This is a genomic window from Chryseobacterium sp. RR2-3-20, assembly GCF_017808115.1.
Lineage (GTDB): Bacteria > Bacteroidota > Bacteroidia > Flavobacteriales > Weeksellaceae > Chryseobacterium > Chryseobacterium oryzae.
The window spans coordinates 22,937-35,468 of the sequence record NZ_JADQBD010000028.1; the positions used below are offsets into that span (position 1 = coordinate 22,937).

Here is a 12,532-nt window from a genome sequence, read left to right on the forward strand (position 1 = left end):
TAAAAACGGTTTCAGGAAATTTCTGAAACCGTTTTTCTTTGGTAAGCTCGGTAAATTATTCTTGTATTACAATATTGCTACCTTTTGTATGAGCACTCATCTGCGGAGCATAGTAATTCTGAATGGTTGTAATTCCGTTCGAGAATTTCCCCGAAGCATTGGCAACATAATCATATTCAAAAACATATTTCCCTTTCGGCATATATTGGATGTAAAAATTGGTAGACGCATCTTTTGTTGACTGATAATATCCTAAATTATTTTTCCACTGATATCCAGAGATTACATCCAACGGCTCAAATCCTGCCGCTCTCATGTCTTTAATATGAATAAACTCCATTGGGCGGTCTGTATTCAAAATCATTCTTACAGTAACTTTATCGCCTACTTTCAGAGGGGTTTCAGAAGAAATTTTCTTTAATTCTTCTCCATTTACTGTTTTTACCTTTTTATACAGCTCTTTGGTTACAGAAAGATAATTTTCGGAAGATTTTATTTTATCTAAATCTTCATAATACTGCCAAAACAATCCTCCCTGAACAATTCCCGCTCCTGGTTTGGTAACCGTAACTGTTGCTAATTTTTTGTCTAAAATATCTGTTTGAACGGTAGATTTAATATAGCCTGTTGCTTGGTTGTCGGCTTTCACTTCTTTTCCGCCCCAGATTACTGTTGCTTTATCGCTTTCAGCAGAAGTCCAAGATTTCCCTGAATTCAGAATTGTAAAAATTACTTCAGCAGTTCCTCTAGAACTTCCCCAAGAATTTACTTCTTTCTGCGTTACAAGCCAGATTTTCATATCTTCTATCCATTTTTCGTCGTTGGGTTTCAATTTGCTGAATGCCTCCAAAGCACCCGCCTGATTCACTACTTTAGAACTGAACCAACCCCAATCGTTCAAATTCTGTTTCCAGTAAACCCCCTGTGTTTTAGAATCGACAGAAGTTTCTTTTAAATAATTTAAAAACCGGTCTGAAACAGCTTTTAAACCAAAATTATAAGTAAGTAAAGCCATACGGTGCAATCCAAAGAAAGTAAAATCTGTAAGTTTTGCCGTTTGCGAATTACTTTTTACTAAAGATTTCAAAGTTGCAGATTTTCCACTTAAAGGATACTCTTTTTCCCAGTAATTTCGGGTATCGAGATAGTCTAAAGTGAAATTATTCATTACATTTTTATCTTTAGGATTATAATATTTAATCATTTCTTTATCTACAAAACCAACCAGTTTCTTCACCAAATCTTTCTGTTCGGCAGTTTGATAATCTTTTACATTATCTTTGAGCCAAGAATTTATTTTTCCTAAATTTTTAAGAATATACAAAGATGTAGAATAAGAACTTGGATATCCTTGATACCAAGAAAAGCCCCCTTCCGGATTTTGAAGCTTTTTAAACTCATCCCAATCCTGACGAATAGAATTTTTCATCGTATTGACATCAAACAACAATGCCAGTTTCTGCATTTGTTCTTTTTCGTTTTTACTTTCTAAAACCCATGGCGTTTCTTCGAGCAATAACTGTTTCAGTTCTTCATTTTTTTCAAGATTTGAATTCAATAAGCCTTTGCTCTGATATTCTTCAAAAACTGTTTTTAATTTCGGATTAGCCTTAAAAATTTCTGAAGCCAACACATCAGCAAACCATTTATTAAAGACCACATCCGCCGAACTGTTCTGATCATTTTTCAGACCAGGAAGTGCAAACAGAATTTCCCAAACAGGATTTGTTGTTAATTCTAAAGTATTTGAAACATTAGTAATGGTGGAAGAATTAGAATTTTTCAGGTTTTCCAGCTCAAAAGTTTTCGTTTCTCCTTCTTTTACAAAAATGGGTAAAGCTTCAGTAACCAACATTCTGTTGGGTAAAACCGCCATAGCTTTCTGTTCACCATCAGAATACTGTCCGGCTTTTGCCACAACCTTCATAATAACAGAAGAAGCATCTTTCGGAACTTTAACCTTCCACGTAAGAGCAGTATTTCCATTTTCATCAACCGAAAAAGCCTGTTCTGAGTTGTATCCTGAAACTGCAGTAATTCTACTCAAACCAAATTTCTCTGAAATATCTTCATTCGTAAAAGCATCCAAAATCTGGAGTTGGGCAAATCCGTTCAGTTTTTTTGATGTTAAATTAGACAGTTTCGACTGAAAATTAAGCTCATCTCCTTCTCTCAAAAATCTTGGGTAATTTGGGGTTACCGAAAATTCTTTCTTTGTAACCACCTCTTTTTCTAAAGTGGCCGCTCTTGCATCTTTTGTATGAGCCAAGAACATCAATTTCCATTTTGTTAAAGCTTCCGGAGAAGTAAATTCAAACTGAACATTCCCTTCAGAATCAGTTTTTAAATCGGGATAAAAGAAAGCTGTTTCATTAAGATTTTGGCGAACCTGAATTTTATTTAATTCATCATCAAGAATATCTTTAGAAGAACCCGGTGTTCCAGAACCTGTAATAAATACTCCGGCAGCCGAACCTTGAACAGCATTCAAAACACTCGCATTAGGACGTTTTTCTAACGCTACAATACTATTATCTATTTTTTCGTCCTTAATATCTACAGCAATTGGAGCAGGTGCATATTGTCTATAGTATTTCAAATTTACATTATTATCAAACCAATCAAAAAGCGGCAAATAAACATTTCTTCCTTTAAGATATTTTATTCTCTGCTGAAAATTAATTTGGCTCAAACTATTTCTAATGTCATAAGAATTGACAAAAGAATATGGATTGAACAGTTTTTCCCATGTGAAATTATTTGCAGAGAACTGATCCAAAGACATATCGTACATATTTGCCAAAACTTCTGCATTTATTTTCTCTTTATCGTTTCCTATTACCTTTACAGACCATTTTTCTTTAACATTGGGCTCAATTTTATCTCGAAAAGTTGTCGTTTCAATTTTTAAAGGCTGCTCAGAATCTTTAATTCTTAAATTAACCTTTTCCGTCTGAATATCATTGAAAGCAACCACCTGAAACTGAAGATTAACCGAATTAATATTTTTGTCTTTAGGAATTTGCACTTCATATTCTAAAACACCATTTTTAATCGGGTAAACTTCAGAAACCGTATTCCCCAAACCATACTGAACAAATACATTTACTAAAGCATCCGGAACCGAAGAATAAACATATATCTTCGCTTTTTCTCCTCTTACAACCTCATCTTTTGGTTCAACAACAGAAAGAAAAGTTTTTTGATTGTTTTTTAGCGTTTTTCTATCCCAAACAGCAAAATTCTGTGTGGTTTTAATGGTATCTTTTCCTTCAATATTGTAAATTTCCAAATAATAATTTCCAGATTCTAACTTTCCTAAATCTAAAGATTCACTAGTTTTCTGTTCTCCATTGAGAATAACCGAAGCAACTTTCCAGTTTTTAATACCATCATTTTTATCATAGAAATCGTGAGGAAATTTCTTAATAAATTCTTCTTTAGAAAATTTCGGCAAATCCTGAATTCCTTCAATAAAATTACTTCTGAAAGTTCTCTGCGGAGCTTCCAATTTCGACAATTTTACTCTGTAAGGTTTTTTAAGATTCTGTTCGTTATAATTCTTAGTTTCCACCTTAAGACTAACTTTTTCATCAGAAAAAACATCTTGTATTTCTTCTGCAGTAATGTAATGAGAGACAGAAGCAACTTTCAGATTGGTATTTGCCGACTGAGTTTCTCCGTTAATATCGGTAACCGAAGCATTAATATGATAGTTATCAATCTGAATTCCTTTTAGTTTTTCATCACTTTTAAGGTCTAAACTTATCGTAAATTCGCCTTTTTCATCTGTTTTCACTTCTCCCAAAACAGAATTTTCGTTATCATCATTATTAGGATACCACGGGAAATATCTCCACCGTATATTCTGTTTCAGAATTTCATAATTCACATTGGTATTGCTTAGAGCCACTCCGGAAAACATGGTTGCCTTCCCTTTAATCTGAATGGTTTTTCCGTATTGATATTCTTCTTTTACAGGTTCAAAAGTCACTTCAAACTTCGGACGTTTATATTCTTCTACCTGAAAATATCTGTAGCCACTTGTATTTCCGTCTGTTGTGATGTTAAAAGTTCCATTAAGTGCACCTTTCGGAAGAATAAAACTGCCATGATAAGAACCAAATTCATTAGTTGAAAAATTCTGAACAGAAACTTCCTGATTGTTAACATCCTTTAAAGTAATTTTTTGCTGAAGACCAGAAACAACAGATTCTGTTTCATTTTCAATTTTAGTATTAATAACTTTAAAATAAACCGTTTGTCCTGGTCGGTAAATTGCTCTGTCTGTAAAAATCTGAGCTTTTATACGCGTTTTTTTATTCGGATTTCTATCAACGCTGTTGTAGGAAGTATTGCCATACACTTCCATCATCTGAAAATCGTTGGTTTTAGGTTGCTGAACTAAAAAAGTTCTGTAATAATCATTATTTTGAGATTTTGGAAATTCAAACAATCCTTTTTCAGAAGTTTTACCTTGAGATGTATTCAATTTTTCATTCCCGGTAAATTCATAAAAAACAAGATTATCTATTACAGGCTTACCATTCTCCGAACTTACAAGTTTCAATTTATTTTCTAGTGGGTTTCTCTCGTCTCTGTTTTGATATATAATTTTATTTCCGGAAACCAAAAAGTAAAAATTCTGCCCAGATCTGGAATTTTTATCTCCCAATCCGTCTACCGAATATTCTGCAAGATAAATTCCGGAAGGAAGAGGTTGTATCTCTAATGAAGTTTTGTGAGATTGATAATCTTTTTCATCTTTAAGCTGAAAAACCTCTTTTCTCACCAACGTTTTTTTCACTTTTCCGAATGCATTATTATACGGATTTTTAGTGTACTTTAAGAAAGACAGCAAATCTTCTTTTACTTCGTATAAACTGAGCGAAAACTGAGAAACATTTTTGTAATCTGCCACAATATGAATAGGCATATTAGGCTGAGTCTGCTCCTCATATTGAATCCCTAAAACAGGATTGGTTATCTGATTTTCTTTATTGATAATATTATTTAAGAATTCGGATTTCGGATATTGTTTCTTTATAGAATCTGCAATCTCTAACGCTTCTTTTTGTTTGTTTTGAGAAACTAAATTGTTGATTATCTGTTCTGCAATTAAAACTTTGTAATCGCCATCAATATTCACTTTCAGTAAATCCTGAAGTTGGCTCAGAAGGTTGTTGCAAGAATTATAACTGCAGTCTCCTATTAATTTCTGATGCATAAAATACAGTTTGGAATTCCCTGAGTTTTGCAATATCAGATCATCATAAACCGTATTAATAATTTTTTTATTTTCGACAAGTTCATTTTTGGTAAACAACCCATTCTGCGACAAAAAAGAAACTTTTTTCATCGCATACCAATCTGCTAATGTTGGGAAATAATCTATATTTTCGGTATTAGAAAAAACATCTTTGTACTTAGATAAAGAAATCTTTTTCATTGCCTGCTTCTGCAAATCCAGTTCAGCAAAATTTTTAGACAAATAGTTTTTAAAATCCAGTTTACTCCATGTTTCTATCTGTTTTAGATTCTCAGAATTAATATTGGTTCTAGAATTAACCTTCCAGGAATTCTGGCGATAATAATCCAGCAAAAAACCAGAAACTAAGGTTTTGAAGAACAGCAAATCTTCTCCATTAATTTTTTTTTCTACATTCTGAAGTTTAACAAAATACTGTGAAGCAGCCTCATTTTGCTCATCATCAGACGTCTGGTTCATGATGCTGAATTCGGCTTTTAAGGACAAAATGAGTTGTACTGCATTATTTTCTTTCATCGCTTTATTCTGAATTTCTAAAACAGTTGGTAAATTAGATTTAAAATTGCCTTTTTTGGCATTTTCCTGAATCTTTTTCCATTGTTGATCGTAATAATTCTGTGAAAAAACAGGGCTAAAACTCAAGAAAAGCAGGAGCACGAACAAAATCTTGAAATATCTTTGCATAAATGTTATTTTTACTAAATGAATTGCTTAAAATTACTGAAAAAATCGGTTATAGACAGCCAAATATACGTCTCTTTAATGGGAACCTTTTTTGCAGTTTTTTTCATTATTGAGCAAAATACATTCCGTTATCCTACGTTTTTTCTAATTTTCATCACCTATTTCAGTGGTTACCTTTACACCAAGTATCAAAAAACGAAATATTTTTACCGTATTCTCATTCTCAATGTTTTTGCCGGAATTATTTCTGCAATTTTAATTATTTTCAACCATAATGAAATACGTCTGCTGAAATGGTTAATTATTGTAGTTTTAGGCTTACTCTACAACAGTTTTTTCTTGGAAAATTACATCCGTAAAATCCCTCTTTTAAAAGTTTTCTATGTCGGTTTGGTTTGGGGACTTGTAAATTGCTGGCTTACTTTACCTCAGTTTAATTTTCCCATATTTTTCATTAGTTTTTTCTTTATTACCGCACTGGTTTTACCTTTTGATATTCGGGATATGAAAAATGACACCATCCAAACATTCCCTAAACTGATGGGCGTACAGAACACCAAATATTTTGCCTATTTGCTGGTATTTTTTGCCTGTATTTTATCAATTTTTTATTTGAAATCTGAATTTGCATTAAGCTTTTACATAAGCTCCATCATCACTTTTATTCTTATTTATTTTTCTGAGAATGAAAATAAGGATGCTTATTTTTCATGGGGCGTAGAAACTTGTTCGGTACTTCCTTTTTTATTTTTAGGAATAATAAAGTATTTTTGACAAATGAATATCAAAAAACTTTCGTTGTACAATTTTAAAAATCATTCTGAAAAGGTTTTTGAATTTTCTCCGCAAATCAACTGTTTTGTAGGCAATAACGGTGCGGGAAAAACCAATATTCTGGATGCTTTGCATTACCTTTCTGTTGGGAAAAGTTTTCTGGGAAATACCGATTTTAACAACATTAAAAAAGACGAAGATTTCTTTACGATTAATGCTGAAATTCAAAATGAAGAAAACGAAGATATCATTAAAATATCCCAACCGAAAGACACCAAAAAAATCATCAAAAAGAATGATAAAACTTACGAAAGATTAGCCGATCATATAGGATATTTGCCCAGCGTAATGATTTCCCCTTACGATTCTAATCTCATTTCGGATTCTGGTGAAAGCAGAAGAAAATTTCTGGATTCGATGATTTCGCAAACCGATTCCGAATATCTTTTTGGCTTAATGCAGTATCAGAAAACCGTTCAGCAACGAAATGCTCTTCTAAAATATTTTGCCAAAAACAGAACTTGGGACAAAGATTCTCTGGAAATCTATGATGATCCAATTACAAAATTAGGAACTCAAATTTTCGAAAAAAGAAAGAATTTTGTAGAAAAGCTCAATCCTATCGTGCAGAACTTTTACGAAACTATATCCGGAGGAAAAGAAACAGTTTCTGTAGTCTATGATTCTCATCTTCTTTATGATTCTTTCATCAATCTGCTTCGGGAAAATGTGGATCGCGACAGAATGCTTACTTACACATCAAAAGGAATTCATAAAGACGACCTTCTGTTTGAAATGGATTCTGTTTTAATAAAAAAAACAGGTTCTCAGGGACAGCAAAAATCGTTTTTAATTTCTTTAAAACTGGCTCAAATGAGTTTGGTGAAAGAACTTACTCATAAAACACCTATTCTATTGCTGGACGATATTTTCGACAAATTAGACGATACCCGTGTTGCACAGTTGATAAAGCTGGTCAATAAGGAAAATTTCGGACAGATTTTTATAACAGACACTCACAGAGAGAGAACAGAAAATGTGGTGAAAAAGATTAACGAAGAAAGCATCATTTTTGAAATTTAATCTAAATGAAAAAAAATAAAAAACGCGAGTTTCAAAGTTCTGAACTCGTAAAATCTTTTGCCAGAATTCATGGTTTTGAAGATAAACTCACTGCTTTCGAAATTAAAGATTTCCTTGAAGACTATCTGGACGAATCTCTTTTCATGGAAATTGAAAGCGTAAATCTTCATCAAAAAATCATTCAGATTAAAATTAATTCGCCATTGCTGAAAAATGATTTCAAAATGCGTAAAAGCTTTTATCTGAAAAAATTTCAGGATAAATTCGGCGAAGAAAAATTTACTGATCTTCTTGTTTTATAGGAGTCTGGCTTTTAACCATCGCATTTACTTTAGAATCGAAACTGGAACGTAAAGGAAAGAAAAACTTCAGCGGATTTCTTAAAAAATACTGAAAAATAGCCCTGTAAATTTCTCTTACTTCCCCAAAATTCATTTTTCTGGAACGAAATGCCAAAAACATCGAAAGACTGAAACTTACAAGAAAGTTGAAAAAACCAATCAGGAAAACAGTAAGTAAGGAAATCCAAAATGTGTAAGAATCTACACTAAAATCTTTTCCATACAATCCTAAAGCAAAGTTTCCTGCCGCAAAAGTAATGTGGCGAATATCCAAATCTAAACCAAAAAACAAACCTATCGGTGCAGTTGCTCCAAGAAAAACACCAAACCAAAAGTTAGAAACAATTCCGGGCCAGTTTTTCGAGTAATATTTAGATAGACTTTGTGCAAATCGGTCACCAAAAACTCTTTTTATAGACTGGTTTTTAGCAATTCTGTCCGGTATCTGAAAAAACACCGAATTGTTCCCTATATTCCCCGAAATAATCCCCGAAATAAACAGATAAAACCCAGCAATACATGCATGGAGAATAGCTTTAGATTTAAAAGGATCTAGATCCTTCAAAAGCTTATCGGATTTTTCTACCGCAAGATTTTGCGAGAAAAATACGTCTAACCCATAAATAATCGCTATCGCAATCGGGAAAGCAAGTAAAACGTTTCCGACAAAAGCAATAAACTGACTTCTGAAAAGTTTGGAAACCAAGTCTGCAAATTCGGTGTAATTACTGTCGGATCTTTCCTGTTCGGACAAAACTTTCGTCATTGTGGCGGCCGTCATTGCAGGTTGTTTAGTTGCCAAAGTATAACCCATTAAGTAAATCATCACAAATCCCATTGCATAATTGAGGGAATACAAAAATGCATGAAAGAAATCGCTTCCCGGCATAAAACCGTATAACATTTTCAAAACGCAGAGTGCACCAACAATAATTCCGCCCCCACTCGCTTTGTAAAACATTTTCATGTACTGTTTACGGTTCGAAGTAATATAATGCGTTCCGGTTTCGGCAGTATGATTGGTAATTAGGTGAGACAGAAGTCTTGTACTGTCATTAAAAAGGTCTGAAATATTATTTTTAGATGATTTGTATCTTAATATATTAAAAATTAATAGTTTAGACTTCAGAACCACATCCTGTTCATGATCGATCACCAAGAGATTGAGAATTTCTGAAATACGTTTAATTTGCTGTCTGATTTTCAGTAAAGACTGATTAATTTTTCCTGAAATTCCGTATTTTGAAGAGTTTTTGAAGGCAATGCTAACAAAATCCTGACATTGCTGTAGATAAATTTTAATCTGTTTATATCTTTCGTCTTTAGAATTAAGCTGAATTTCAGGGCTTATTTTAAACTCCTCCGCAAAAGCTTCCAACTCATTTTGTAAAGCTAAAAACGGATTGTCGAAATTTCTGTATTCGGGAGCCATTCTTACCACATCCACTTCTAGAGCCATCCCTGTAACGCGCCAGGAAAGAATATTCATAGAAAACACAAGCTCTTCTTTTACCTTAGTATTTCTTATAAATCCTGAAATCCCTAAGATTTGCATCATTTCATCTACTTCGTTTTCAGGCAGATTTTGGAAATATTCCAAATCTTTTTTGGGTCTGAAACTTACGTTGTCGATAAGATACCAAACTGTATTTTCGTTTTCTACAGGAGGTAAAATTTTATTTAAAATTCTTTTCTTCAATTCCGGAAAAAAAGCATTCTCCGAGAGAATACTGGCTTCCGTTAAAGAAAGATTGAATGGTCTTTCTGAAAAAATTCCGTAAAGATAATAACTGAAGTTATCTGCAAAATTCTGGTTTTGCTTGAAAAAATTGAGAACATCGGTAAAATCTGCCTTTTTTACCGCTTCCAAAAACTCGGCTAAAGGTTCCAATGAAGCAGTTTCATTCTTAAAAGAAAAATATTTCTTAAGAATAGATTTAAAGTTTCCGTTATTTGAACTAAGGAATTTCATTGGTGCAAAGATACTATTTCAGACTTACATTCCTCATTTGTCTCATAATCCACACATGTTTTTTTCTGAGATAAGGAGAAGGATTTTTAGGATCGTATTTTTTAGGATTGGGCAAGACAGCGGCAATCCATGCTGCATCTGAAGTACTTAGATCTTTTGAGGATTTTCCAAAATAATATTTGGAGGCCGCTTCAACTCCAAAAACCCCTTGTCCCATTTCAATGGAATTCAGATATCTCTCCAGAATAATATCTTTACTCCATACTTTTTCGATAATAAATGTATAAATAGCTTCCAGCCCTTTTCTAATCCAGCTTCTACCCTGCCAAAGAAATACATTTTTGGCAGTTTGCTGAGAAATGGTGCTTCCACCTCTAATTTTCGTTCCTTTTTCGTTGTATTTCATGGCTTTTTCGATTGCGGTATAATCGAAGCCGTTATGAGAAAAAAACTTTTGATCTTCTGAGGCTATTACTGCTTTTTTAACATTATTTCCCATCTCATCGTAAGAAATATAGTCGCGCTGAAGTTTGCCGTAGCTTAAAATACCCCCGATTTGAGTAAAAGTAATGGGTGGATTAAAAAATCTCCCCCAAATAATGAAAAACACATTCAACAAAAGGATGATGAATATAACCTGCTTTATTTTTTTCCACATAAGCACAAAACTTACTGCAAAAATATAAAAATACTGCGAGTTACTTTAATTCCTTCATAAAAGTGAGTTGGTAATCTGGCAATAATTCGGGATGTAAGATTTTTATATAATCCTTTAAAACAACATCACAACGTACGATTCCACTTTCGAAAAAATCGTTGGCTTTACCTTTCTCTTTCCCTGCCATACTGTACATTTTACCATGATTGAAGACATTAAGCTTAGCATAAAACGGATTTACAGCCAGCAATTCTTTTTTGGATTGGTGATTTCCTACATTCAGCCAAAACTGAATATTTTTTGATTTTGAAAAAACTTCTTCAAAATTCATTGTTACCGCTTTTGTGTCGGAATTATCCTTCAAAATATAATCTCCATGAGCATCTGAAACAAGTTTTGCAAAAGAAGTATTACCTCCCGGAAGATACCAAATGTCGCCATACATTTCGTTTGCTAAAACCCCTGGACTGTTGGGCGCTTTCGAAGCCAATGTTTTTAAAGTATTATAATTTTTTTCAATCTCTTTAAATTTAGACTCTGCCAATTCCTCTTTTCCAAGCAGTTTACCAAATACTTTGATATAAGCAGCTTTTTCTAAAGGATTTTCTTCGTTAAATTCATCAAGAAAAAAAACTTTAATTCCGTTATTTTTTAACACCTCATAAGTATTCTGAAAATTTGCGATATAGTTCGTAAAAACAGCATCTGGTTTCAGAGAAATAATTTTTTCTATATCATATTTCTGTTCACTTCCGACATTATGAATTTTCTTCTGCTGTATTAAGTTACCAATTTTCTCAGAATAAATATATTCCGGGCTGGAAACTCCAATAATTAAATTTTCGGCATTCAGCTCACCAATATATCCGGACATACTTGCGCTGAGCAAAACAATTCTTTTAAAAGGCAGAATATTTTTTTCAATGGAATAATTAAAATTACCCGATTTAAGGTGTAAAGAATTTTTATCATCCCGTAATTCTACTAGCTTAGAGACCGAAACCGTTTCAAAAGAATAATTTTTTGTTTCTCTTTTACAGGCAATTAATATAAATATGGTAAATAGGAGTAAAATTTTGGCTTTCATCTTTCAAAGAAAAGAAAAAAGTATTATATTTGCAAACCTTTAAACAAGGCCTCGTGGCGCAACTGAATAGCGCATCTGATTACGGCTCAGAAGGTTACAGGTTTGAATCCTGTCGAGGTCACCATAAAAAACGCCTAACAGCTTGTAAATAAGTGTTTAGGCGTTTTTATTTTTATCTGTAGCCGACATTTGGCCGACAAACAAATGTCTATTTTTTCTTTTTTTGTCACTAAATCTGTCATTAGGAAAAAAATTAGTGACAGATGTAAATCGTCAGCAAAAAGTAGACACTATATAGTATAAAAGTTAAGGAGTGTTTTCAAAAAAAGAATTACATTTAATTATGGAAACACCTAAAAAGAAAAGTTCCGAAAAATTCGTAAAAGACATCCGTAAAAATACAAGGAGGATCTTTACAGCCGAGCAGAAAATTTTAATCGTAATGGAAGGGCTTCGTGCAGAAACTTCTGTAGCAGAACTATGCCGACAGCATAATATTGCCCAATCTCAGTTTTATTCCTGGAACAAAGAATTTATGGAAGCCGGTAAAAAACGACTCAATGGTGATGTTATTAGAGAAGCCACGAGTGATGAAGTGTCGGATTTAAAAAAAGAGAATGCCCGTTTGAAGGAAATGGTTGCCGATTTGGTTCTGCGCTATGAC

General features: G+C 33.1%; 7 protein-coding genes, 1 tRNA gene and 1 pseudogene. 5 read left to right on the forward strand and 4 right to left on the reverse strand.

The genetic code is table 11. The features are described from left to right. Positions 1-55: 55 nt before the first annotated feature. Positions 56-5,953, reverse strand: coding sequence for an alpha-2-macroglobulin (locus tag IV513_RS08370; protein ID WP_209390123.1), 5,898 nt, complete (start codon positions 5,951-5,953; stop codon positions 56-58). A gap of 18 nt (positions 5,954-5,971) precedes the next feature. Between IV513_RS08370 and IV513_RS08375 the strand changes: the two genes are divergently transcribed. From IV513_RS08375 to IV513_RS08385, 3 genes are read left to right on the forward strand one after another with little or no spacing between them, the layout of a single operon-like run. After that, positions 5,972-6,727, forward strand: a complete 756-nt coding sequence (locus tag IV513_RS08375; protein WP_209390124.1) for a hypothetical protein — start codon at positions 5,972-5,974, stop codon at positions 6,725-6,727. Positions 6,728-6,730: 3 nt separating this feature from the next. Beyond that, positions 6,731-7,810, forward strand: a complete 1,080-nt coding sequence (locus IV513_RS08380; RefSeq protein ID WP_209390125.1) for a DNA replication/repair protein RecF — start codon at positions 6,731-6,733, stop codon at positions 7,808-7,810. A gap of 5 nt (positions 7,811-7,815) precedes the next feature. After that, the gene (locus IV513_RS08385) at positions 7,816-8,112 is read left to right on the forward strand and encodes a hypothetical protein (protein WP_209390126.1); all 297 of its coding nucleotides are present in this window, start codon (positions 7,816-7,818) and stop codon (positions 8,110-8,112) included. Here IV513_RS08385 and IV513_RS08390 read toward each other — a convergent pair. The 3 genes and pseudogenes from IV513_RS08390 to IV513_RS08400 form a co-directional block, all read right to left on the reverse strand. Continuing rightward, positions 8,090-10,131: pseudogene (locus IV513_RS08390) on the reverse strand (recombinase). The gene IV513_RS08385 and the pseudogene IV513_RS08390 sit on opposite strands and share 23 nt — an antisense overlap. 5 nt (positions 10,132-10,136) lie before the next feature. After that, positions 10,137-10,781, reverse strand: a complete 645-nt coding sequence (gene mtgA, locus IV513_RS08395; protein WP_209390128.1) for a monofunctional biosynthetic peptidoglycan transglycosylase — start codon at positions 10,779-10,781, stop codon at positions 10,137-10,139. Between the two features lie 40 nt (positions 10,782-10,821). Beyond that, positions 10,822-11,868: an ABC transporter substrate-binding protein gene (locus IV513_RS08400; RefSeq protein WP_209390129.1), complete on the reverse strand. Its 1,047-nt coding sequence runs from the start codon at positions 11,866-11,868 to the stop codon at positions 10,822-10,824. A 47-nt stretch (positions 11,869-11,915) separates the two neighbouring features. On the opposite strand from IV513_RS08400, the gene IV513_RS08405 reads away from it, so the two are divergent. Both IV513_RS08405 and IV513_RS08410 read left to right on the forward strand, forming a co-directional pair. Then, positions 11,916-11,992, forward strand: a tRNA-Arg gene (locus IV513_RS08405). A 219-nt stretch (positions 11,993-12,211) separates the two neighbouring features. Next, positions 12,212-12,532 (forward strand): transposase (locus tag IV513_RS08410; protein WP_209390130.1); only part of this gene is annotated, 321 nt, incomplete at its 3' end.

Bases quoted from the DNA above. Each gene is read 5' to 3' on its own strand.
- IV513_RS08370 (WP_209390123.1), bottom strand. From the start codon at position 5,953: ATGCAAAGATATTTCAAGATTTTGTTCGTGCTCCTGCTTTTCTTGAGT.
- IV513_RS08375 (WP_209390124.1), top strand. From the start codon at position 5,972: ATGAATTGCTTAAAATTACTGAAAAAATCGGTTATAGACAGCCAAATA.
- IV513_RS08380 (WP_209390125.1), top strand. From the start codon at position 6,731: ATGAATATCAAAAAACTTTCGTTGTACAATTTTAAAAATCATTCTGAA.
- IV513_RS08385 (WP_209390126.1), top strand. From the start codon at position 7,816: ATGAAAAAAAATAAAAAACGCGAGTTTCAAAGTTCTGAACTCGTAAAA.
- mtgA (WP_209390128.1), bottom strand. From the start codon at position 10,781: ATGTGGAAAAAAATAAAGCAGGTTATATTCATCATCCTTTTGTTGAAT.
- IV513_RS08400 (WP_209390129.1), bottom strand. From the start codon at position 11,868: ATGAAAGCCAAAATTTTACTCCTATTTACCATATTTATATTAATTGCC.